The following is a 21154-nucleotide window of genomic DNA, read 5'->3' on the forward strand; positions in this document are numbered from 1 at the left end:
TCGTCAGGCCTCGCGTGGGGCGGGCGCCGGCGCGCCACCCGCGGCGGCCTGCTCCTGCTCCTGCTCGGCGACCTCGCGGGGCAGCCGCAGCGGCAGCGGCTCGCGCACCGGCTTCGCCTCCTGCCCGCGGTCGACCACCAGACCCTCCAGGCACACCGAGAGCGGACCAGCCGCGGCCGGGTCGGTGGCGGCGGCGCCCTGGTAGACGCCGCGGACCATCCAGCGCGGTCCGTCCACGCCGACGAAGCGCAGGTCGGTCAGGCCGTCCGGGGTACGCACCCGGGCGTGCAGCTCGGGGCCGTACTCGCCCTGGACCTCCTGGGCGGCGGCGCCGTCGGCGAAGAGCGACTGGCGGATCTCCTCGCGCACCTCGTCCCAGATGCCCTCTGAGCGCGGCGCGGCGAAGACCCCGAGCTGGAGCGCGTTCTCCCCGTGCACCAGCACGACCTGCTGGATCACGCCCTGCGGGTCGGCCTGCACCCGCACCTCGACACCCGGCACCGCCGGGATGTGCAGGCTGCCCAGGTCGAGCCGCTGCACGTCGTCCGGCGCCTCGGAGATGTCGTAGGGACCGCGCGACGTGTCCGCCGTCGTCCCCTCGGCGTCGTACGAGTCGAGGACCTCGCCGGCCCGCTCGTCACGGGCGTGCCGCCCGGCATCGGCCCGCTTACGGCTGAAGATCACTTCGCCCACCCTCCGCTGTTCGCACTCACCCTGCCACCTCTTCCGTCTGCCCGCCCGCCCGGCCGACGAGTTCCGGCCGTCCGGCCGGGCCCCCGGGTGGCGGCACCAGACCGGCGTGCCCGCCGGTCGAGCCGTGCCCGCCGGCGCCACGCCGGGATCCGGGCAGCTCGGCCACCGGCTGGAAATCGACCCGCTCCACCCGCTGCACAACGAGCTGCGCGATGCGATCGCCACGGGAGATCTTCGCCGGTGTGACCCGATCATGGTTGATCAGGTTGACCAGGATCTCACCCCGGTAGCCGGCGTCGACCGTACCGGGCGCGTTCAGCACCGTCACACCGAGTCTGGCGGCCAGACCGGAGCGCGGGTGGACCAGGCCGACGTATCCCTCCGGCAGCGCCAGCGCCACCCCGGTGGGGACCAGGGCCCGGCCGCCGGGAGGAAGCTCGACGTCCGCGGCGGCCACCAGGTCGGCGCCGGCGTCGCCGGGATGGGCGTACGCGGGCAGTGGCAGCTCCGGGTCGAGCTGCCGTACGGGCACGGGCACGACGTGGGTCACGGTTCCCCTCTTCCGTCCGTTTCGCGGGGTGACCCTGCCATCCTGCCGGGTCGGGGGGCCGCCGTGCGCCGTACCCTGGCAGGAGTGAGCCTGTCGTCTTCTGCGTCGTCACCGGCGCCGCGCACCGCGGCGGCCGGGGAGCACTCCGAGCGGCTCGGGCTGCCGTGGTGGTTCTGGCTTGCCGGCCTGGCCCTGGCCACGCTGCTCGCGGTCGAGGTGTGGATGGGCGCGTCCGGCGTCCGGGCCTGGCTGCCCTTCGTGCTGCTGCCCCCGGCGACCGCGGCCGGGCTGTGGTGGCTGGGCCGGGTCCGGGTCGAGGTACGCGGCGGGGAGCTGCGGGTCGACGACGCCCGACTGCCGGTGCGGTACGTGGCCGACGCGATCCCGCTGGACGCGGCGGGGCGGCGTGAGGTGCTCGGCGTCGGGTCCGACCCGCTCGCCTTCGTGGTGCAGCGGCCCTGGGTCGCCGGCGCGGTGCAGGTGGTGCTGGACGACCCGGCCGATCCGACCCCGTTCTGGGTGGTGAGCACCCGGCACCCGGTCGAGCTGGCCGGGGCGATCCTGGCCGCCCGGGACGCCGGCTGAGCCGTCAGGGCAGAGCGGTACGCCCGCCGGGCAGCGCCCGGCGCTGCTTGCGCAGGTCGGTGCGGAGCTGGTCGCCCAGCGTCCGGGTGGCCCGCCGGTTGAGGTAGCTGGCGACCGCCGCGCCGGTGAGGAACGGGCCGAGCGTGGTCAGGTTGCGCCCGAACCGCTTGAGCAGGGTGTCCCGCAGTTCCTTGCGGGCGGCGGTGCCGAGGACGGCGCCGACCCCCACCCCGGGCATCATCGGGTTGATCCCCCGCTGGCTGGCCCAGGACTGCACCAGGGCGACCGTCCGTTGGGTGCCGCCGGTGGGCACCGGCGCGCCGTACACCTCGTGCAGTTCGCCGATCAGCTTCAGCTCGACGGCCACCACCGCGACCGTCTCGGCGGCCAGCAGCACGGGGGCGGAGAGCAGGGTCGGGGTGATCGTCCACTCGACCGCGGCGACTCCCCCGCCGGCCGCGCCGACCCCGGCGGTGGCCCGGGCCGCGTTGCGGACCAGCCGCTCCGCGAGGGCCTCGTCGTCCAGTCCGGGGAAGTGGGCGCGCAGCGTCGCCAGGTCCCGGATCGGCACGTGCGGCGCGATGTCGGCGACCGTGTCGGTCATCCAGCGCAGCGCGGCCTTCGGCTTGAACAGGTCGGCCAGCCCGCGCGAGCGGGCCTGCGCGACCAGCCGGGTGAGCAGCTGGCGTCGGCGGGCCGGCTCGATGTCGTCGGCGGTCAGCGCCGCGACCGTCGCGCCCAGCTCGTCGCGGGCCCGGTCCGTCCCGCCGTCGGGCCGGTCCCCGGCGGCTTCCGGGGTGGCACCCGCGTCCCGGCGGGCGCCGGTGTCCGGCCGCCCGGCGTGGGACGGCACCGCGCCATCCGGCCGGACGGCGGCCGGGTCCCCGGCGGCGCCGGGGTCGTCCGGACGTGTGTCACCGCCGGAGGAACCGTCCATGCCGGACCGACCCGCCCGTTCACTCATCCGTCCGACCTCCCGATCCGCCGCCGGGCGTGCTGCCCGCCCGTCACGAGTCAAGCAGCTCCCCGCCGCCGGCGCACGGCAGCTCGGACAGCGGCGGCCTCGTCGAGGAGGCCGCCGCCGGTGTACGGAGTCGGGGTCAGACGCACTCGCGGCAGATCAGGTCGCCGTTGCGCTCGACCGCCAGTTGGCTGCGGTGGTGGACCAGGAAGCAACGACCGCAACGGAACTCGTCCTCCTGCATCGGGAGGACCTTGACGGTCAGCTCCTCGTCGGCGAGGTCGGCACCGGGCAGCTCGAAGCTCTCGGCCACCTCGGCCTCGTCGACGTCCACGGCGCCCGACTGTGAGTCGACCCGCCGGGCCTTGAGCTCTTCCAGGCTGTCCTCGCCGAGGTCGACCTCGTCGCGACGCGGGGCGTCGTAGTCGGTGGCCATCGGTTTCACTCTCCCATATCGATGTTGTCGCTTCCGGTTGTAACGCCGGGCGACGCTGTTTCGGTTCCCATGGCCGGCCACCACTTGTGTCGGTCACCCGACCCGACGGCCGTTCGGGCCGGAGCCGCCGGGGCACTCCCCAGCGAGCGCGGAACCTTACCCCCCTCCGGGCGAGGCATGTATACCGCCCTCGCGGCTGAGATGTACGCCCCAGCACCCCGAGTTGTTCCCAATGTGACTCAGGCGACACGAAGATAGGGGTAGTACTACCCGCTTCCCGGATGGCGCGCCGGCATGTCGGACTGTTTCCACGCCACGGTCGGACAACCGTTAACCTCAGCGGCGTACTCGACGGCCGGCGGGGCGGTCCGACCGCCGGCGGCCGCCACCACCCACCCACTGTCCGGGGAGCGCCCAGATGAGCTTTGCGCGAGTGCGAGCACTCGTTGTCGTCGGTCTGCTGGCGGTCGTCGCCCTGGTCTTCGTCGTCGTCGCCATCGTGAAGGACACCCAGGGCGAGGCCGGGTTGGCCGGCGGCTGCCCCGAGGACTGGCCGATGGCCGACGTGACCCTCCGCGAGCCCAAGGACGTCAAGATCAACGTCTTCAACGCCACCGAGGAGATCGGTCGGGCCACCGCGGTCGCGGACGACTTCAAGAACCGCAAGTTCCAGGTGAAGAAGGTGGGCAACGCCCCGAACGGCGTCGACGGCGTCGCCGTGCTGCGCTTCGGTCCGAAGGGCGTCGGCTCCGCACACCTGCTGCGGGCCTACTTCCTCGACAACGCCGACACCAAGTACGACGCCACGCGCAAGGACGACACGGTCGACGTGGTGCTCGGCACCGGCTTCCAACAACTCGCCACCACCACCGAGGTCAACCAGTCCCTCGGCGACCTGGGCTCACCGGAGGCGCCGGCCGGCACCTGCCCGATGCCGGTCGGCAAGTAGTCGGCAGCCGCCTGTCACCCGGAAGGGGAAGCGTCACCTCGGTCGCGGCAGGGAGCACGGTCGCTTCAAGATCACTTGGTGACGCGCCCGGAATCTTGAATGGGTGACAACCTCCCGGGTAGGTGTGGAGCTACGAGACAGCCGCACCAACTCAGCGGGGTCCTCGTGCACCCGCGTACCGCGTCCATCGCTGGGAGACGACAGGCCGCGTCGGCCCGCCGCGGCGCGGCGGACAGCCGGCCGCTACATCGAGCTGGAGGCAGCTCGATCCAGGTCAGTGCCACCACGAGGGAAGCGGTGGACCGACCGCCACCGCGTCGAGGGATGGCCGACCGTCCAGCCGCCCACTGCGGTCACCGCGACGCACGCCGGTGGCGATGCGCGGTGGCGGGGACCCCACGCGCATCAGCGCCCGCCTCGGCGCGGCGACCCTGAAGGCACCTCGACTCCCGCTGAATGATGTCTCGCCACTCGGTGGAGGCGTGAAGGCGTGGCCCGGCAGCATGGTGGCGTCAGTCCGCAAGGATGATGACGTGCACGCCGGAGGCCGGAGGCCGGAGCCGGTGTCGGTCAGGCTTCGGCTACGCGGTGGTAGTCGCGCTCGATGACCTGGCAAGCAGCCGTGACTCAACCCGCCACACAACGACGGCGGCCGAGGGCTACGTGGCCGGCGCGGCGTCGGCGCCGAGCGGTGCCGATCTGCCGCACCCGCGAGAAACAGCGCCTATTTCGCTGGTCCACTTACCCGTCCCGCAATAATCCTGCGGCCGGGAACCGGCCGATCGCAAGACACGCCAACATCACCCACGCCCGCGAGCGCCACAATCACGGCGACATCCTCACCGTCTACGACATCCATCGAACAGCCACCGAAACAGACAGAGAGAAACGACGCCGGAACCTTGATCAAAGTCAAGCCTCGCCCCCGCTTGACCCGACACATGAACCACTCTAGGGTATTGAAGACGCCGAATTGGCGTCCACGCCATTCCTTGCCAGGGGGAGCAAATGAGAAGCACACTCATCCGCGCTGCGGCAGCCTCCGCACTCGGCGTCGCTCTGATTCTCGGCGGAATTCCTGGGATCGCCAGTGCCGCGACGACCGCTTGCGCGTACCACGGTTACGACCGGGCTTGCGCCACCAACTCCACCAGCTACTCCCTGGAGGTATGCGACAACGAAGACGACGGTCACGTCGTGGACGGCTGGGCCGAGGGGATCGACGGCATTCACTACGGCTACAGCGACAGCTACGGTGGGGGCTGCAGGACGAGAAGCGTCCCCGTCAAGATCCGCAGCGTGTGGGTGTGCGAGCTTCAGGGTGCCGGCTGCAGCAGCAGGGTCTATCTGTAGAGCCCCGCAACCATTGTGCTTGAGCCCAGCCGAGTGCGACCCGGTTGGGCTCAAGCCATTCATCAGGCATTACGAATGCAGCACGACGCCCGTGGCCACCGTCAAACAAAATTCGAAAAACCCGGCAGCGATGCAACACACCGCCATCACGCAATTTCGACAGAAATTGCGGCCTAAACGGATGCGGTGGAGGGTGGCACCGGGTGTCAGGTGTCGCGGTCACGCGGGTCACGCAGATGAGTCAGGAAAAGCAGCGCTTTGCCGCCCTTCCCGGCGTCAAGCCGGCCCCGATCAATTCCGGCCACACCTGCCGCCACCGCCTCAGTCGCAGCCTCTTTGTTGACAGCAACACCCCACAGATATTGGCCGCCTGCCATCTTACCTGGAACCGCCCTGCCGCAAGGTCCCGTATTGGGAGTGACTTCAGGGGCCGCCGGAGGCGTCCAGGTCGGCGAGACGGTCGTGCAGGGGCTGGAACAGCGCCGGCGGCGCGGCGATCACCAGGTCCGGTCCGGCCGGCAGGCCACGCAGCCCGGTGACCCGCAGCCCCGCCTCGGCCGCGACCAGCCCACCGGCGGCCAGGTCCCAGGCGGCCAGGCCCTTCTCGTAGTACGCGTCCACCCGCCCCTCGGCGGCGAGGCAGAGGTCCAGCGCGGCGGCGCCGAGCCGGCGGATGTCGCGAACGTGCGCAATCAGCTCGGCGACCACCCGGGCCTGGTGCGACCGGCGTCCCGGGTCGTAGCCGAAGCCGGTGGCGACCAACGCCTGCCCCGGGTCGGTCTCGGTGGAGCAGCGCAGCCGCCGCCCGTCGCGCCAGGCCCCGCCGCCGGCGGTGGCGGTCCACTCCTCGCCGGTGAAGATGTTGCGAACCACCCCGGCGACCACCTCGCCGTCGACCTCGGCGGCCAGCGAGACCGCGCAGTACGGAATCGCGTAGAGGTAGTTCACGGTGCCGTCGATCGGGTCGACGATCCAGCGGACCCCGCTCGGGGCGGCGGCGGCCTCCGCCGCGCCGTACTCCTCCCCGAGCACCGCGTCGTCCGGGCGCTGCTTGGCCAGGGCGTCGAGGACCTGCCGCTCCACCGCCCGGTCGGCGGCGGTCACCACGTCGGTGACGGTGCTCTTGGTCGCGGCGACCGACACCCCTTCGGCGCGCATCCGGTACGCGGTGGCCGCCGCGTCCCGGGCGACCTCGACAGCGATCTCCAACAACTCCGCCGGCGGCGGCACCGAACGTGTCATGATTCGTCCCCTTCCCGCACGATCGGGACGTCCCGCCGCACGCGTGGTTATCATCCTTACAAAGTCCACAACTGCGCCCAATCGGCGGTCCCACCGCCGGTACGCCGTGCGCCGCAGGATGATCGCCGCAGACGGCGTTACAATTCACCCTGCCCACGCGCCACGGACCGCCAGCCACCGGCCGGCCCGGGACACGGGGGTCTCTCAACGACATCGCCCGGCACGGTGCCCCACGCTGCGCCGGACGACCCGGCCGTGCTCGCTCTTCGCCTCCGGAAGGTCATTCGTGACAGAACCCCGCCAGACCGGCGCCGACGTTCGCTCGCTCACCGACACCCTGATCGCCCACGCGCAGAGCGCCGGCGGTCAGCTGACGTCGGCCCAGCTCGCGCGCACCGTCGAGTCCGCCGAGGTGACCCCGGCCCAGGCCAAGAAGATCCTGCGGGCGCTCTCCGAGGCGGGAGTGACCGTGGTCGTGGACGGTTCGGCCAGCACCCGTCGTCGGGTCGCCGCCGCCCGGTCCGCCACCCCGGCCTCGCGGGCCACCACCGCCAAGACCACCAAGAAGGCCGCCGCGCCCGCCCCGAAGCAGGCGCCCGCCGCCGACGAGGCCCCGGCCCCCGCCCCGCGCAAGGCGACGGCCCGCAAGGCCGCCACCACCGCCGGGGTGGCCGCCAAGGCCGCCACGCCGGCCGCGAAGGCGACCAAGTCCACCCGCGCCACCAAGGCGACCGTGGCCGCCGCCGGCGCCACCAAGGCCGCCGGCAAGGCCAAGGGCGAGGGTGAGGGCGCCGAGGGCGAGATCGACCCCGAGGAGCTCGCGGCCGAGATCGAGGACGTCGTGGTCGAGGAGCCGGCCGAGCTGGCCAAGGCCGCCGCGACCGACGCCGCCGCCTCGGCCAGCGACAACGACTTCGAGTGGGACGACGAGGAGTCCGAGGCGCTCAAGCAGGCGCGTCGCGACGCCGAGCTGACCGCGTCGGCCGACTCCGTCCGGGCGTACCTGAAGCAGATCGGCAAGGTTCCGCTGCTCAACGCGGAGCAGGAGGTGGAGCTCGCCAAGCGGATCGAGGCCGGGCTCTACGCCGCCGAGCGGCTGCGGGCGGCCGAGGAGGGCGAGGAGAAGCTCACCCGCGAGATGCAGCGGGACCTGGGCTGGATCTCGCGCGACGGCGAGCGCGCCAAGAACCACCTCCTGGAGGCCAACCTCCGGCTGGTCGTCTCGCTGGCCAAGCGCTACACCGGTCGCGGCATGGCCTTCCTGGACCTGATCCAGGAGGGCAACCTCGGTCTGATCCGCGCGGTCGAGAAGTTCGACTACACCAAGGGCTACAAGTTCTCCACGTACGCCACCTGGTGGATCCGCCAGGCGATCACCCGCGCCATGGCCGACCAGGCCCGCACCATCCGCATCCCGGTGCACATGGTCGAAGTGATCAACAAGCTCGGCCGGATCCAGCGTGAGCTGCTCCAGGACCTGGGCCGCGAGCCCACCCCGGAGGAGCTGGCGAAGGAGATGGACATCACACCGGAGAAGGTGCTGGAGATCCAGCAGTATGCCCGGGAGCCCATCTCGCTGGACCAGACCATCGGCGACGAGGGTGACAGCCAGCTCGGTGACTTCATCGAGGACTCGGAGGCCGTGGTCGCGGTCGACGCCGTCTCGTTCTCGCTGCTGCAGGACCAGCTCCAGCAGGTGCTGCAGACGCTCTCCGAGCGTGAGGCGGGCGTGGTACGCCTGCGCTTCGGCCTGACCGACGGCCAGCCGCGCACGCTGGACGAGATCGGCCAGGTGTACGGGGTGACCCGGGAGCGAATCCGGCAGATCGAGTCCAAGACGATGTCCAAGCTGCGGCACCCGTCCCGCTCGCAGGTGCTCCGGGATTACCTGGACTGACCCCACCACGTCAACCAACCGTGTCGGTTTGATCACCAGCCGTAGAACACTCAAAGGTGATCGGTCGGTTGCCCGTTTGTGATCGTTGACGTGGCACCCTTGGCACACGGCACACTGTCTTCCCGTCATGTGTGACCTCGGTCGCCCGCGGGCACACAGGGAAGGCAGGGCCTGGCAAGGGTGTTGCACGATGGGTGAGCAACGACCGAAGAGAGTGTTCATCGGTGACGACCAGAGGAGGAAGGCGATGACCCCGACCCTCACGCCGCCGCCCGAGACGGTGGCTCCCCCAGCCGCCGATGAACGGTGCGACCGCTGCAATGCTGCCGGCAAGCTCCGGATCACTCTGGCGGGTGGGAGCGAGCTGGTGTTCTGTGGGCACCACGCGAACAAGTACGCGGAGGATCTCGTGAAGATCACCGTGAAGTACGCGACGGACCCGGAGTTCAGCTGGCGTGGCGCCGATCTGATGGCGAACTGAACCGCAACCGTAAGAGCGACGACATAGCCGACCGGAGGCGACCCGACAGGGCGCCTCCGGTCGGCTTTTCGCTGCCCCGCGCCCCGCGCCCCGCGCCCCGCGCCCCGCGCCCAGATCGTGGCGCCGGGTCGGCCCACGGCGGCGACACCGGCGAAGCCGATGGCGAACGCCGGGCGGGCGTCGAACAACCCGGTAGCCCGCAGCTGCATCGGGCGCCGGACGACCCAGCGCCGCAGTCGGGCACCGGTTCCGGCTGCGCGGGACGACCGGGGGCGTACCGGATCAGAGGGTCTGGACGGTCGCGATCCGCTCTTCGAGTTGCTCGATCGTCGCCTGCGCGCTGGGCGGGCCGCCGCAGAGCCGGCGCAGCTCGGCGTGGATCTTGCCGTGCGGCTGGCCGGTACGGTGGTGGCGAGCGGCCACCAGGGCGTTCAGCTGGCGACGCAGCGCCACCCGACGCTGGGCGGCACTCATCGGCGCGGCCGGCGGGGCAGCCGCCTCAGCGGCCGGCTCAGCGGCCCTGGCGGCGGTCCGGCGGCGCTGGGCGGCGAGCTGGTCGGCCTGCCGCTTGGTGAGCAGCATGGAGACCTGGTCGGCGGTGAGCAGCCCGGGCAGGCCCAGGTACTCCTCCTCCTCCGGGGTGCCCGCCTGGGCGGCGGTGCCGAAGGACGCCCCGTCGAAGATCACCTGGTCCAGCTCGGCGGTGGCGGAGAGGGCGGTGAACCGCTTCTCCAGCTCGCCGCTGGCCTGGTCGTCACGCTGGGCGCGCTCCAGCAGGTCGTCGTCGAAGCCCTCCCGGTCCTTCGGCTTGCCGAGCACGTGGTCCCGGGCGGCCTCCATCTCGCTGGCCAGCCCGAGCAGGTGCGGCACGCTGGGCAGGAAGACCGAGGCGGTCTCCCCGGGGCGGCGGGCCCGGACGAAGCGTCCGATCGCCTGGGCGAAGTAGAGCGGGGTACTGGCGCTGGTGGCGTACACCCCGACGGCGAGCCGGGGGATGTCGACGCCCTCGGAGACCATCCGGACGGCGACCAGCCACCGTTGCTCGGACGCCGCGAACGTCGCGATCCGGGCGGAGGCGCCCACGTCGTCGGAGAGCACCACCGCGGCCTTCTCCCCGGTGACCTGCTCGATCAGCTTCGCGTACGAGCGGGCGTTCTGCTGGTCGCTGGCGATCACCAGGCCGCCCGCGTCGGGCATGCCGGCGTTGCGCAGCACGGTCAGCCGGGCGTCGGCGGCCCGCAGCACCTGCGGCATCCAGTCCCCGGCCGGGTCGAGGGCGGTACGCCAGGCCTGGGCGATGAGGTCCTGGGTCATCGGCTCACCCAGTCGCGCCGCCAGTTCGTCGCCGGCGTTGGTGCGCCACCGGGTCTCCCCCGAGTACGCCAGGAAGAGCACCGGCCGTACGACGCCGTCGCGCAGCGCGTCGGAGTAGCCGTAGACCGAGTCGGCGCGCGAGCGCAGCAGCCCGTCGCCGCCCCGCTCGTACTCCACGAACGGGATGGGGTTGTCGTCGGAGCGGAACGGCGTGCCGGTGAGCATCAGGCGGCGTACCGCGGGCTCGAAGGCCGCCTTGACCCCGTCGCCCCAGGAGCGCGAGTCGCCGGCGTGGTGGATCTCGTCGAGGACGACCAGGGTGCGCCGGGTCAGGGTGCGCCGCTTGTGCACGTGCGGGGCCATGCCGACCTGGGCGTACGTGACGACCGCGCCGTGGAAGTCGGTGGAGGAGTGCACGTCGGCGTTGCGGAACGCGGAGTCGAGGTGGATGCCGACCCGGGCGGCGGCCTCGGCCCATTGGGTCTTCAGGTGCTCGGTCGGGGCGACCACGGTGACCGCCTCGACGGTGCCGTCGACGAGCAGTTCGGCGGCGATCCGCAGGGCGAAGGTGGTCTTGCCCGCGCCGGGGGTGGCGACCGCGGTGAAGTCCTCGGTCCGGCGGCGCAGGTACTCCACCATCGCCTTGCGTTGCCAGGCACGCAGGGGTGGGAACGTGTCGAGCGCCGGCAACCGGGGTGCCACGCGTAGCTCCTCTCCGACCGCACGGCGGCGGGCCCCGTCGAGGGCCACGGGTACCGCCGCCCATGAAAAGGCCCTCGCGCATCGGGTGCCGCGAAGGCCGCCTCAGCATAACCAGCCGGGACCGCCCGCCCCACTCGACGCCACGCTGGTCACATCCGCCACCCCCGCTCGCCGCCGTTCGCGGCGTGTCGCGGCATTCCACGCCAGTGACACCGCGACACGCCGCACATCGCGCGGGCCGGCGGCGCGGGCGCCGCGGCGCGCGGCGGCGCGGCGGGCCGGCGGCGCGGCGGGCCGGCGGCGCGCGGCGCAGGTCAGTTCTGGGGGCCGCGGACGCCGGTCTTCGGGGGGCGCATCGTCGCGACCGGCGCGGACCAGCGCCGCCGCAGGGCCACCAGTCGGAGTACGAAGACCAGCACGGCCGCCGCGGTCAGCCAGGCGGTGTTGGCCTGCCCCAGGTAGTCGAGCAACGCCACGGCGATCGCGCCGACGAGGGCGGCGACCGCGTAGATCTCCCGGCGCAGCACCACCGGGATCTCGGCGGTGAGCAGGTCCCGGCCGAGTCCGCCGCCGATCGCGGTGAGCATCCCGATCACGCAGGCGCCGACGGCCGGCACCTGGGCGTCGAGCGCCTTGAGCGTGCCGGTGACGGTGAACAGCGCCAGTCCGGCCGCGTCCAGCACGAGCACCGTGGTGCGGAGCCGGGCGAACTGGGGGTGCAGCCAGAAGACGGCGGCGGCGGTGACCGCGGCGGTGGTGGCGTACCGCCAGTCGGCGAAGGCCAGCGGGGGCACCTCGTCGATGGCCAGGTCCCGGAAGATCCCCCCGCCGAGGGCGGCCACGAAGCCGACGAAGACGACTCCGAAGAGGTCGAGGCGCTTGGCCACCGCCGCGGAGGCCCCGGAGGCGGCGAAGACGGCCACTCCGGTGAGATCGGCGAAGAGCAGGGCGGTGGAGGTGGTCACCGCCGAAGGTTACGTGGGCACCGGAGGGGCCGTCGGAGGATCACTCGGCGTACGAGTCGTAGATCTCCTTGCACTTCGGGCAGACCGGGGAGCCGGGCTTGGCCGCCTTGGTCACCGGGAACGTCTCACCACAGAGCGCCACGACGTAGGTGCCCATGACGGCACTTTCGGCGATCTTCTCCTTACGGACGTAGTGGAACATCTCGGGACCGGTGTCGGCGTCCTTCAGCTCGGGACGCTCAAGAATCTGTGTGCTCACGTCTACACCTCCAACTTTCCAGTTTGGCAGGTCGCAGGGGCCGGGTCCACCGCAGCCCACCCGACGGCGGCCCGTACGGTAACCGAGGTGACCAACTTTCACACCCGTCTCGGCGCCGAGGTCGCCGACGCCCTGCGCGACGGTCACCCCGTCGTCGCACTGGAGAGCACCATCGTCTCGCACGGTCTGCCCCGACCGGACAACCTGCGGGTGGCCCGCGAGATCGAGCAGGCCGTACGCGACGCCGGGGCGGTCCCGGCCACGATCGGCATGGTCCGCGGCGAACTCGTCGTCGGCCTCGACGACGCCGAACTGACCCGCCTCGCCACCACCGACGGGGTGAGCAAGCTCTCCGTACGCGACCTCGCGGTGGCCGGCGCGACCGGCGCGGACGGCGCCACCACGGTGGCCGCGACCAGCGCGGTGGCCGCGGCGGTGGGGATCGGCGTGTTCGCCACCGGCGGGCTCGGCGGGGTGCACCGGGAGGCGGCGCAGAGCTTCGACGAGTCGGCCGACCTGGTCACCCTGGCCCGGACACCGATCACGGTGGTCTGCGCCGGGGTCAAGTCGATCCTCGACGTCGGGGCCACCCTGGAGCGGCTGGAGACCCTCGGGGTCGGCGTCATCGGCTACCGGACCCGGCGCTTCCCCGGCTTCTACCTCACCGACGCCGGTTTCGACCTGGACTGGTCGGTGGACTCCCCCGAGCAGGTGGCGGACGTGCTCGCCGCCCGGGAGCAGCAGTGCGTGCACGACGGTGGGCTGATCGTGGCCAACCCACTGCCGGTCGACGAGCAACTCGACCCGGCGCTGCACGACCGCACCCTCGCCGAGGGCCTGGCCCTGCTGGAGCGCGAGGGGGTGACCGGCAAGGCGGTGACCCCGTTCCTGCTGGCCCACTTCCACTCGGCCACCGAGGGCGCGAGCCTGGCGGTGAACGTGCGGATCATCCTGCGCAACGCCGACCTGGCCGCCCGGATCGCCGTCGCCGTGGCCGCCCGCCGACGCGCGGCATGACCCGCCCGTCCCGGGTGGTGGTGGTCGGTGACCTGATCACCGACGTGGTGGCGGTGCTGGCCGGCCCGCTCGCCACCGGCTCGGACACCCCGGCGACCATCCAGGTCAGCGGGGGCGGTCAGGCGGCGAACACGGCCGCCTGGCTGGCCGCGCTGGCGGTGCCGGTGACGCTGGTGGGCGCGGTCGGCGACGACGGCGCCGGCCGGGACCGGGTGGCCGAACTGGAGCGGGTCGGGGTGGACTGCGCCGTGCAGGTGCACCCCGGCGCGACCACCGGCACGGTGATCGTGCTGGCCACCGGCGACGAGCGGACGATGGTCACCGAGCGGGGCGCGAACCTGCGGTTGACCGCCGGGCACGTCGAGCGGGCCCTGGCGGCGACGCCCGACGCCGCCCATCTGCACCTGTCCGCGTACTGCCTGCTGGACGCCGCGTCGCGACCGGCCGGGCTGGCCGCGCTGGCCGTGGCGCGCGAGCGTGGGCTCACCACCAGCGTCGACGCGGCCTCCGCGGCGCCGCTGCGGCGGGTCGGCGCGGCAGCGTTCCTGTCCTGGGTACGCGACGTCGACCTGCTGCTGGTCAACTCGGACGAGGCCGGCGTGCTGGCCGGCGGGCTGGACCCGGGGGCGCAGGCGCGGGTGCTGTCCGCCTCGGCGCGGCGGGTGGTGGTGAAGCGGGGTGGCGCCGGCGCGGTCTGGTTCGACCGGAGCGCGACGGTGAGCGTCGCGCCGTCACGGCGGGTGGCGGTGGTCGACGTCACCGGCGCCGGGGACGCGTTCGCGGCGGGCCTGCTGACCGCCTGGCTCGACGGGGCGACCCCGAGGGCGGCGCTGACGCGCGCCGGCGACCTCGGCGCGCTGGCGGTGTCGACGGTCGGGGCCCGACCGGCGGGCTGACCGTTTCCCGGTGTCCGGAAGCGCCGAGCGCGTCCGGGCACCGGGGCGGAGATCCTGGTCGCGGAGATCCCGGTGGCGGCGGCCGGGTGCCGGGATTCGCGCGTCAGGGCTCGGCGTCGATGACCTTGTGCGGTCGTTCCTCGGCGGTCAGGCTCATCGGCGGGGTGTCGTCACGGCGGCGGGGCTGGAACTTGCCGGCGAGCCGGTGCTGCTCCTTGGGCGGGCGGTCGTTGGCCAGCAACACCGCCAGCCAGGGGATGAGGATCATGCCCAGGCCGACCAACGGCAGCCAGAGCCAGAGCAGGGGTGCCTTCACGCCGACCAGGATCGCGCCGGCGATCACGCAGGCCACCCGGACGCCCATCATCAGCACGTACCGCTTCTGCCGACTGGTGAGTTGATCGTCCTGGCTGCGTGAGGCGTCGGTGATCAGAATCGGCTGGTACGCCTGACGCTTCACCACGGACCTCCTCGAGGGGTACGCCCCATCCTGTCACTCCCCCGCCGTGATCAGCGACAATCGACATGATCGCATGCGTGTTACGGCCGTGGTACGCTCCGCTCGTGGGCAGCCGGTACAGCTTCACCGACGAGGCGTTGGGCAACCTGCGGGTCTACGACGTCGCGCCCGGGGAAGTCTGGGAGGCCCTGCACAGCACCCGCCGGGTGATCCGGCACCTGGGCGACGACGTGATGGTCGTCTACGCGGCCACCCGGCGCGGCCGACGACTGGCCGTGCTGCTCGCCGAGGCCGACGGCACCGACAACGACTGGGACATCCTCTCCGCCCGCGAGCTGAGCGACGTCGAGGCCAAGCGCTACGACGAGGCCGTGCGGAGGGATCGCCGACGAGGAGGCGGTCACGATGAACCGTGACGAGGCGACCAAGCGGTTCCACGGCGACGGGCTCGCCGAGCTGATCGACGAGAGCCAGCCGGTGGAGCTGCCCACCCCCGACACCGACGTGCCGATGGTCAGCCGCTCGGTGCGCCTGCCCGTGGAGACGTACGAGCGGGTGCGGGCGGCTGCCGAGGCCCGGGGCATCGGCGTCACCACGCTGATGCGGCAGTGGATCGAGGCCGGCCTGGCCGACCTGGACGACTCCGCCACCGTCTCCCTGGCCGACGTGCGGCGCGCGCTGGCCTCGCTCTCCCGCCCCACCGCCGCCTGACCAGTCCGGTCGCCTGACCAGTCCGGCCCCCTCCTGGCCCGCACGGCCGCCCGGGCCGGACCGGCCCGTCCGCGCCCGGTCGCCCGGGCCGCGCGGCAGCGCCCGGCTACAGCGGCGTCGCCGGCTGCTCCAGCGGACGCCCGTGGGCCCGCACGGCGTCGGCGACGGCGATCCCGGCCAGCACCAGGGCGCTCACCGCCAGCGCGCCGATCGACGGCAGCCGCCACACCACCGGGACGAGCCCGATCAGCAGCACGACCCCGACCACCCGGCTCCGGGACACCCGCCCGAAGATCTCGTACTCGAAGCGGGCCCGGGCGGCCAGGAAGAGCGCCGGCCCACCCATGACGAACAGCGGCCAGCCCGGGGCGGTTTGCCCGTAAGGGTAGGCGATCACCAGCTCGTAGCCGACTCCGGTGAGCAACACGGCGGCCACGATGACCAGGTGGGTCCAGCTCGCCGATTCGCCGAGCAGACCCGGGGAGCGGGCCGCCCTGATCGCCTCGGCCAGCACGTGCCCCGCCCGGTGGAAGTAGATCCACCACAGCAGCGCCGTGATCAGGAACGACAGGGTGAAGGCCGACGCGTGAGCGGCCGAGAAGGCCGCGCCGCTGAACGTGATCCCGATCACCAGGATCGTCTCCCCGAGCGCGATCAGGAAGAACTGCTGATATCGCTCGACCAGGTGCTCCCCCATCACCGCCCAGCCCGAGGCCCGCACCGATGCGCGCCCGGGCGCCGGCCAGCCCAGCGCCAGCCCGGCGTAGTCCCAGGCCAGGGCGAGCGTCCAGAGCACCGCCCGCGCCGACGGCACCAGCGCGCCGACCAGCCAGGGCACCGCCCCGACGGTGGACCAGAGCAGGATCCGCGAGGTGACCGCCCGGCGGGGGTGGCCGCGCAGGGCCAGGGTGAGGAAGAGCGGCCGGCCGACCTGCACGGCCAGGTACGCCAGCGCGAACGGCACCGCCCGCTCCGCGAACGCGCGCGGCGTCGCGACGGCCATCACCATGCTGCCGAACATGGAGGCCACCACCACGAACTGGATGGCGCTGCGTTCCGGCTCGTACCGGCTGGTCACCCAGGCGGTCAGCGACCAGACGATCCACAGCGCGAGGAACAGCACCACGGTCTGCGCGCCCTGACGGAGCAGATCCGGGCCGCCGGCCGTCACGTCGTCGATCAGCCGCTTCGACACGCGGGTCAGCGCGAAGACGAAGACCAGGTCGAAGAAGAGCTCCAGGAAGGTGGCGCGGGGCGAACTCAGGTCGCCGCGCAGCAGCGCCCCGCCCCGCTCCTGCGCCATCGCCCACCGCCCCCGCCGTCGCGGTTACCAACGAGCGGGGCGTGCGGGCGGTTGCGTCAGCCCTTCGCGGTTTTCGCCTCGGCCTTGGCCGCCTGCTTGAACTCGCGGACCCGGCGCAGCGACTCCGCGTCGGTGATGTCGGCCACCGACCGGTGGGAGCCCTCCTCGCCGTAGCCGCCGGCGGCCTCCCGCCAGCCGTCCGGGCGTACGTCGTAGCGCTTGCCGAGCAGGGCGACGAAGATCTGCGCCTTCTGCCGGCCGAAGCCGGGCAGCTCACCGACCCGGCGCAGCAACTCCCGGCCGTCGGCGGCGTCCGACCAGAGCCGGGCGGCGTCGCCGTCGTACCGGTCGACCAGGGCCCGGCACATCTCCTGCACCCGGGCGGCCATCGCCTTGGGGAAGCGGTGCAGCGCGGGCGGCCGGGCGAAGACCTCCACCAGCGCCTCCGGGTCGTACCCGGCCAGCTCGTGGGCGTCCGGGTCGTGCCCGAGGCGCTCGCTGAGCACGTACGGGGAGGAGAACGCCTTCTCCATCGGGATCTGCTGGTCCAGCAACATCCCCGTCAGCAGGGCCAGCGGGTTGCGGTTGAGCAGGTCGTTGGCCGCAGGATCGATCGGAAGCGAGAGTGCCATGGCAGTCATGTTTCCGCACCGGTCCGCGCGGTTGCCCGGGTAGCCGCCCGACACGCGGTGACGAGCTGCCACAGCCGGTGCTGCCGCGATCGGCCCCGGCCCAGCCCGGCCCAGCGCGGCCCAGCCCGGCCCAGCGCGGCCCAGCCCGGCCCAGCGCGGCCCAACCAGCCGGCGCTGCCCAGCGCGGCTCGGCCCGGCGCGGCCCGGCACGATCCAGCCCAGCCGGCGCGGCCGGCACGGCACGGTCCGGCACGACCCAGCCCAGCCGGCGCGGCCGGCACGGCACGGTCCGGCACGGCACGGCACGGCGGTGTGCAGCCCGCAGCGGGTAGGGGTTCGAGACGCTACAGACTTGATCGCATGGATGGATCACGGCGGGCGATCCATCCATGCGATCAAGTCTGTAGCGATCGCAGACCCCTCCCGCTCCTCCCGGCGGCAGATCCCGGCCCTCGCCCCGGACGCCGCCCCGGGACGCCCGCCCGCTCCGGACGCCCGAGCAGCAGCCCGCGACCCCGGCCATCCGGGTCAGTCGCGCACCCGGGCCCAGGTGAGGAATCGATCGTGCAGGTCCGGGGCCCGGTCCGGGTTGAGCTGGGCGAGTTGGTCACGGGCCTCGACCATCAACGCACCCAGGTAGAGCAGCAGCGCCGTGCGATCGCCCCGGTACTCCACCAACAGGCCCAGCCGGGCCGGCTGACACGGCCACTCGGCGCCGCAGTTGCGGCAGCGCCACAACGGACGCATCGGCACGTGCGGGATCACCCGACCGACCATCACCGCAGCCGCAGCGCGATCGCCCGCGCCTCGTCGTCACTCAACGGCAGGAACCACAGGAACCGCTTCACGATCTCCGGCGGCTGCGGCCCCTCCACACGCCCCCGCAGATCCCGGATCGCACCCCGCAACAGCAACGACATCACCGGAATGAGCGCCCCCACGTCCAACCGCTGCCGAGGGATCGCCCGGAACGTCGGGCAGGGCCACGGCTCACCGCAGGTCTCACAGTCCCACCCCGGGTGGTAACCGATGTGACCGCTGACCGCGAGCACTCCCGCCAACTCCCTCACCACCGACCCCCGTTCGCCCGCCACTCCTGCGCCCGCGTCAACCGACCAGGGCTCCCAGGCCGCTGGAGCGGTATCGGCCGGGTGGGCTGCCGCATCCACTCGGGCAGGCTGGTGCCACGCACACGCTGCGGCAACACCGGCAGCACCGGCAGCACTCGAGTCCGGCAACGGAACCATACGAAACGCACGTCGACCTCCTCCAGATTGTCAACAAGGGGGACCTGAGCGCGCCACGGTCGTTCGCGGTGATCGCGAAGAAGTGTGGGCCACAGGTAGTGACAGTCTGGTTAGGACGCCACTACCGTCGATACGAACTCACGCCATTCGCGCAGGTCAGGGCAGTGAATGAGCAGTCGTGAGAGACACACCCGGCGCAACTGAGCAGAAACTGGGGAATAGATGGGGATCGCTACAGGCTACGTGCTCAACGAGCTGCGACTGCTCCGCGCCTCACTCGGACTGAGCCAGGACGACTTCGGCCGCCGCATCGGCTACTCCGGGTCGCACGTCAGCTCAGTCGAGACCGGCGGCAGGCCGCCGACCCGGGAGTACATGACGGTGATCGACGACCGCCATGACACGGGTGGGCGCTACCTGCGAATGCTCCAGGAGTTGGCCAAGCTGGACGCGACACCGACCTGGCTACGTGAGTGGATCGAGTTCGAGCGCGAGGCGACCACGTTGCGCTGGTTCGAACTGTCCTATCTGCCGGGGTTGCTCCAGACGGAGCGGTACGCCCGGGCCACCCTCGCCGGCGGCCGGTTCACGACGGAGGAGGTCGACCGGCTCGTCACGGCCAGGTTGGAGCGGCAGGCCGTGCTGCACCGCGAGCAGCCGCCCCAACTCATCGCCGTCGTGGACGAGACCGTGCTCCGCCGGCCGGTGCTCGACCAGCCGGGTCTCATGGCGGAACAACTCGACCACCTCGCGGAGCTGGCCCAGCGAGAGCACATCCAGGTGCACGTCGTGCCTACCGACGCCGGGATGTACCTCGGGCTGGCGGGTCAGTTCATCATCGCCGAGCTGCCCGACGGCACAAGGATCGCCCATGCGGACAACCAGCTCAGAGCGCAGATCGTCGATGCGTCAGCCGACGTTGCTAGGCTGGCCAAGACGTGGGAGATCGTGCGAAACGAGGCACTCCCCCGCCGACAGTCAATGGACCTCATCAAGGAAGTAGCCAAGTCATGGACGCACTGACCCCTCAGTGGCGGAAGTCGACGAAGTCCGGCGGCAACGGCGGGTCGTGCGTCGAGGTCGCCGACAACCTGCCCGGCGTCGTCGCGGTCCGGGACAGCAAGGACCCGGCCGGGCCGGTGCTCATCTTCGCCCCGCAGACCTGGACGGCGTTCGTCCGCTTCGCCAAGCAGCACTGATCAGCACCGCAGGCGAGGCGGGAGCCGGCCCGGCGATGCCCTGTTCGGGACGTTCCTTCCCGGCTGGGATGGTCCGCCCACCTTCGGCGGCAAGCGCCATCGGACAGCAGGCCGGCGACCGGGGCAGCGGGCCGGTGTGGGCCGGCCCACCCATCACCAGGGCCGATCGAGTCTGAGGTTAGGCTGTGCTAACTTCGTGAGCGTCGACGGGGCCGCCCGTCGATCGAGCGAAGGAGTACGTCGTGCCCGTCCCCGCCCGCAGGTCTCTCGCGGCCCTCACCGCCGCCGGCCTGCTCTCGTTCGGCCTGGTCGCCTGCGGCTCCGGCGAGGACGACGCCGGGGACCCGGGCAAGCCCGGCGACAAGACCATCACGGTGTACAGCGGCCGCAACGAGAACCTGGTCAAGCCGCTGTTGGACAAGTTCAGCCAGCAGACCGGCATCACCGTCAAGACCCGGTACGCCACCACCGCCCAGCTCGCGGCGCAGCTGCTGGAGGAGGGCGACAAGTCGCCCGCCGACGCCTTCTTCGCCCAGGACGCCGGCGCCCTCGGCGCGGTCGCCAAGCGCGACATGTTCGCCCCGCTGCCCGCCGCCGACCTGGAGAAGGTGCCGCAGGCGTACCGGGCGCGCAACGGCCAGTGGGTCGGCGTCAGCGCCCGCTCCCGGACGCTGGCCTACAACGTCGACCAGGTGCCCGCCGCCGAACTGCCGAAGTCGGTCTTCGAGCTGACCGACCCGAAGTGGAAGGGCAAGGTCGGCGTCGCCCCGACCAACGCCTCGTTCCAGGCGTTCGTCACCGCGATCCGGGTGCAGCACGGCGACCAGAAGGCCAAGGACTTCCTCGCCGGCCTCAAGGCCAACGAGCCGCAGATCCGCGACAACAATGTCAAGATCGTCGAGGACGTCGACAAGGGCACCATCCCGGTCGGGCTGGTCAACCACTACTACGTCGGCGAGATCGCCAAGGAGAAGGGCACCACGCCGGACGGGCTCAAGGCGAAGCTGCACTTCTTCCCCGGCGGCGACACCGGGGCGCTGGTCAACGTCGCGGGCGTGGGCGTGCTCAAGCGCTCCGCCGAGGACCCGGACACCCGGGCCTTCGTCGACTTCCTGCTCAACGCGGAATCGCAGAGGTACTTCTCCGAGCAGACCTTCGAGTACCCGGTGGTGACCGGCGTCACCGCCCCGGCCGGCGTGCCGCCGCTGGCCGACCTGGACTCCCCGGACATCGACCTCAACGACCTGGACACCCTGGACGCCACGATCACCCTGATCAAGGACTCCGGGCTCGTCCCCTGAC

At 72.3% G+C, this 21154-nt stretch carries 25 protein-coding genes; 12 read left to right on the top strand and 13 right to left on the bottom strand.

Features of this window, described 5'->3' with window-relative positions:
- Positions 1–3 precede the first annotated feature (3 nt).
- Positions 4–684 (bottom strand): DUF3710 domain-containing protein, encoded by a 681-nt coding sequence (locus tag ACPFP2_RS20615; RefSeq protein ID WP_424090800.1) that lies wholly within the window; start codon positions 682–684, stop codon positions 4–6.
- Positions 685–709: 25 nt separating this feature from the next.
- Complete coding sequence (gene dut, locus ACPFP2_RS20620; protein ID WP_424090801.1) at positions 710–1243, bottom strand: dUTP diphosphatase; 534 nt, start codon at positions 1241–1243, stop codon at positions 710–712.
- Between the two features lie 90 nt (positions 1244–1333).
- Here dut and ACPFP2_RS20625 point away from each other — a divergent pair, with 90 nt between their 5' ends.
- Complete coding sequence (locus ACPFP2_RS20625; protein WP_424090829.1) at positions 1334–1828, top strand: DUF3093 domain-containing protein; 495 nt, start codon at positions 1334–1336, stop codon at positions 1826–1828.
- 4 nt (positions 1829–1832) lie between these two features.
- Here the strand turns inward: ACPFP2_RS20625 and ACPFP2_RS20630 are convergent, their stop codons facing one another.
- Both ACPFP2_RS20630 and ACPFP2_RS20635 read right to left on the bottom strand, forming a co-directional pair.
- Positions 1833–2792, bottom strand: a complete 960-nt coding sequence (locus tag ACPFP2_RS20630) for a hypothetical protein (RefSeq protein WP_424090802.1) — start codon at positions 2790–2792, stop codon at positions 1833–1835.
- Between the two features lie 136 nt (positions 2793–2928).
- Positions 2929–3225, bottom strand: a complete 297-nt coding sequence (locus ACPFP2_RS20635) for a DUF4193 domain-containing protein (RefSeq protein ID WP_088978067.1) — start codon at positions 3223–3225, stop codon at positions 2929–2931.
- 433 nt (positions 3226–3658) lie between these two features.
- On the opposite strand from ACPFP2_RS20635, the gene ACPFP2_RS20640 reads away from it, so the two are divergent.
- Together ACPFP2_RS20640 and ACPFP2_RS20645 are read left to right on the top strand one after the other, a co-directional pair.
- Entirely contained in the window at positions 3659–4174 is a 516-nt protein-coding gene (locus ACPFP2_RS20640) for a LytR C-terminal domain-containing protein (RefSeq protein WP_424090830.1), read from the top strand.
- Positions 4175–5182: 1008 nt separating this feature from the next.
- Positions 5183–5527 carry a hypothetical protein gene (locus ACPFP2_RS20645; protein WP_424090803.1) on the top strand — a complete coding sequence of 115 codons (345 nt, stop codon included), beginning with the start codon at positions 5183–5185 and terminating at the stop codon, positions 5525–5527.
- A gap of 423 nt (positions 5528–5950) precedes the next feature.
- Here ACPFP2_RS20645 and ACPFP2_RS20650 read toward each other — a convergent pair whose 3' ends face one another.
- Positions 5951–6769, bottom strand: coding sequence for an inositol monophosphatase family protein (locus ACPFP2_RS20650; protein WP_424090804.1), 819 nt, complete (start codon positions 6767–6769; stop codon positions 5951–5953).
- A 286-nt stretch (positions 6770–7055) separates the two neighbouring features.
- Here ACPFP2_RS20650 and ACPFP2_RS20655 point away from each other — a divergent pair, with 286 nt between their 5' ends.
- Together ACPFP2_RS20655 and ACPFP2_RS20660 are read left to right on the top strand one after the other, a co-directional pair.
- Positions 7056–8666, top strand: coding sequence for an RNA polymerase sigma factor (locus ACPFP2_RS20655; RefSeq protein ID WP_424090805.1), 1611 nt, complete (start codon positions 7056–7058; stop codon positions 8664–8666).
- A 247-nt stretch (positions 8667–8913) separates the two neighbouring features.
- Complete coding sequence (locus ACPFP2_RS20660; RefSeq protein ID WP_088964796.1) at positions 8914–9147, top strand: DUF7455 domain-containing protein; 234 nt, start codon at positions 8914–8916, stop codon at positions 9145–9147.
- Positions 9148–9429: 282 nt separating this feature from the next.
- Here ACPFP2_RS20660 and ACPFP2_RS20665 read toward each other — a convergent pair whose 3' ends face one another.
- The 3 genes from ACPFP2_RS20665 to ACPFP2_RS20675 form a co-directional block, all read right to left on the bottom strand.
- Complete coding sequence (locus tag ACPFP2_RS20665; protein ID WP_424090806.1) at positions 9430–11163, bottom strand: DEAD/DEAH box helicase; 1734 nt, start codon at positions 11161–11163, stop codon at positions 9430–9432.
- 314 nt (positions 11164–11477) lie between these two features.
- On the bottom strand, positions 11478–12128 hold the full coding sequence (locus ACPFP2_RS20670; RefSeq protein ID WP_424090807.1) for a trimeric intracellular cation channel family protein: 651 nt from the start codon (positions 12126–12128) through the stop codon (positions 11478–11480).
- Positions 12129–12168: 40 nt separating this feature from the next.
- Positions 12169–12387, bottom strand: a complete 219-nt coding sequence (locus ACPFP2_RS20675) for a DUF3039 domain-containing protein (protein ID WP_088978061.1) — start codon at positions 12385–12387, stop codon at positions 12169–12171.
- A gap of 87 nt (positions 12388–12474) precedes the next feature.
- Between ACPFP2_RS20675 and ACPFP2_RS20680 the strand changes: the two genes are divergently transcribed.
- Together ACPFP2_RS20680 and ACPFP2_RS20685 are read left to right on the top strand one after the other, a co-directional pair.
- A complete protein-coding gene (locus ACPFP2_RS20680) occupies positions 12475–13404 on the top strand; it encodes a pseudouridine-5'-phosphate glycosidase (protein WP_424090808.1) in 930 nt (309 codons plus the stop codon).
- Positions 13401–14300 (top strand): carbohydrate kinase family protein, encoded by a 900-nt coding sequence (locus ACPFP2_RS20685; protein WP_424090809.1) that lies wholly within the window; start codon positions 13401–13403, stop codon positions 14298–14300. The genes ACPFP2_RS20680 and ACPFP2_RS20685 overlap by 4 nt, the downstream gene beginning before the upstream one ends.
- A gap of 103 nt (positions 14301–14403) precedes the next feature.
- Here the strand turns inward: ACPFP2_RS20685 and ACPFP2_RS20690 are convergent, their stop codons facing one another.
- A complete protein-coding gene (locus ACPFP2_RS20690) occupies positions 14404–14760 on the bottom strand; it encodes a DUF3099 domain-containing protein (RefSeq protein WP_424090831.1) in 357 nt (118 codons plus the stop codon).
- Between the two features lie 104 nt (positions 14761–14864).
- Between ACPFP2_RS20690 and ACPFP2_RS20695 the strand changes: the two genes are divergently transcribed.
- Positions 14865–15176 (top strand): hypothetical protein, encoded by a 312-nt coding sequence (locus tag ACPFP2_RS20695; protein WP_424090810.1) that lies wholly within the window; start codon positions 14865–14867, stop codon positions 15174–15176.
- Complete coding sequence (locus ACPFP2_RS20700) at positions 15166–15471, top strand: hypothetical protein (RefSeq protein ID WP_424090811.1); 306 nt, start codon at positions 15166–15168, stop codon at positions 15469–15471. The genes ACPFP2_RS20695 and ACPFP2_RS20700 overlap by 11 nt, the downstream gene beginning before the upstream one ends.
- A gap of 106 nt (positions 15472–15577) precedes the next feature.
- On the opposite strand, the gene ACPFP2_RS20705 is transcribed toward ACPFP2_RS20700, so the two are convergent.
- The 4 genes from ACPFP2_RS20705 to ACPFP2_RS20720 all read right to left on the bottom strand — a co-directional run bounded on the left by ACPFP2_RS20705 (position 15578) and on the right by ACPFP2_RS20720 (position 18326).
- Positions 15578–16774 carry a low temperature requirement protein A gene (locus ACPFP2_RS20705; protein WP_424090812.1) on the bottom strand — a complete coding sequence of 399 codons (1197 nt, stop codon included), beginning with the start codon at positions 16772–16774 and terminating at the stop codon, positions 15578–15580.
- Between the two features lie 56 nt (positions 16775–16830).
- On the bottom strand, positions 16831–17415 hold the full coding sequence (locus tag ACPFP2_RS20710; RefSeq protein ID WP_424090813.1) for an HhH-GPD-type base excision DNA repair protein: 585 nt from the start codon (positions 17413–17415) through the stop codon (positions 16831–16833).
- Positions 17416–17934: 519 nt separating this feature from the next.
- Positions 17935–18171: a flavin reductase gene (locus ACPFP2_RS20715; protein WP_424090814.1), complete on the bottom strand. Its 237-nt coding sequence runs from the start codon at positions 18169–18171 to the stop codon at positions 17935–17937.
- An 11-nt stretch (positions 18172–18182) separates the two neighbouring features.
- Complete coding sequence (locus tag ACPFP2_RS20720) at positions 18183–18326, bottom strand: hypothetical protein (RefSeq protein ID WP_424090815.1); 144 nt, start codon at positions 18324–18326, stop codon at positions 18183–18185.
- A gap of 549 nt (positions 18327–18875) precedes the next feature.
- Here ACPFP2_RS20720 and ACPFP2_RS20725 point away from each other — a divergent pair.
- From ACPFP2_RS20725 to ACPFP2_RS20735, 3 genes are all read left to right on the top strand, one after another.
- A complete protein-coding gene (locus ACPFP2_RS20725) occupies positions 18876–19676 on the top strand; it encodes a helix-turn-helix domain-containing protein (protein ID WP_424090816.1) in 801 nt (266 codons plus the stop codon).
- Positions 19664–19852, top strand: coding sequence for a DUF397 domain-containing protein (locus ACPFP2_RS20730; RefSeq protein WP_424090817.1), 189 nt, complete (start codon positions 19664–19666; stop codon positions 19850–19852). The genes ACPFP2_RS20725 and ACPFP2_RS20730 overlap by 13 nt, the downstream gene beginning before the upstream one ends.
- Before the next feature lie 242 nt (positions 19853–20094).
- Positions 20095–21153 carry an iron ABC transporter substrate-binding protein gene (locus tag ACPFP2_RS20735; RefSeq protein ID WP_424090818.1) on the top strand — a complete coding sequence of 353 codons (1059 nt, stop codon included), beginning with the start codon at positions 20095–20097 and terminating at the stop codon, positions 21151–21153.
- Position 21154 lies beyond the last annotated feature (1 nt).

Source organism: Micromonospora citrea (assembly GCF_049629545.1).
Lineage (GTDB): Bacteria > Actinomycetota > Actinomycetes > Mycobacteriales > Micromonosporaceae > Micromonospora > Micromonospora citrea_A.

Coding starts and splice junctions, on each gene's coding strand:
- ACPFP2_RS20725 (WP_424090816.1), top strand. CDS start 18,876: ATGGGGATCGCTACAGGCTACGTGCTCAACGAGCTGCGACTGCTCCGC.
- ACPFP2_RS20720 (WP_424090815.1), bottom strand. CDS start 18,326: ATGTCGTTGCTGTTGCGGGGTGCGATCCGGGATCTGCGGGGGCGTGTG.
- ACPFP2_RS20630 (WP_424090802.1), bottom strand. CDS start 2,792: ATGAGTGAACGGGCGGGTCGGTCCGGCATGGACGGTTCCTCCGGCGGT.
- ACPFP2_RS20710 (WP_424090813.1), bottom strand. CDS start 17,415: ATGACTGCCATGGCACTCTCGCTTCCGATCGATCCTGCGGCCAACGAC.
- ACPFP2_RS20730 (WP_424090817.1), top strand. CDS start 19,664: ATGGACGCACTGACCCCTCAGTGGCGGAAGTCGACGAAGTCCGGCGGC.
- ACPFP2_RS20685 (WP_424090809.1), top strand. CDS start 13,401: ATGACCCGCCCGTCCCGGGTGGTGGTGGTCGGTGACCTGATCACCGAC.
- ACPFP2_RS20660 (WP_088964796.1), top strand. CDS start 8,914: ATGACCCCGACCCTCACGCCGCCGCCCGAGACGGTGGCTCCCCCAGCC.
- ACPFP2_RS20645 (WP_424090803.1), top strand. CDS start 5,183: ATGAGAAGCACACTCATCCGCGCTGCGGCAGCCTCCGCACTCGGCGTC.
- ACPFP2_RS20650 (WP_424090804.1), bottom strand. CDS start 6,769: ATGACACGTTCGGTGCCGCCGCCGGCGGAGTTGTTGGAGATCGCTGTC.
- ACPFP2_RS20700 (WP_424090811.1), top strand. CDS start 15,166: ATGAACCGTGACGAGGCGACCAAGCGGTTCCACGGCGACGGGCTCGCC.
- ACPFP2_RS20705 (WP_424090812.1), bottom strand. CDS start 16,774: ATGGCGCAGGAGCGGGGCGGGGCGCTGCTGCGCGGCGACCTGAGTTCG.
- ACPFP2_RS20635 (WP_088978067.1), bottom strand. CDS start 3,225: ATGGCCACCGACTACGACGCCCCGCGTCGCGACGAGGTCGACCTCGGC.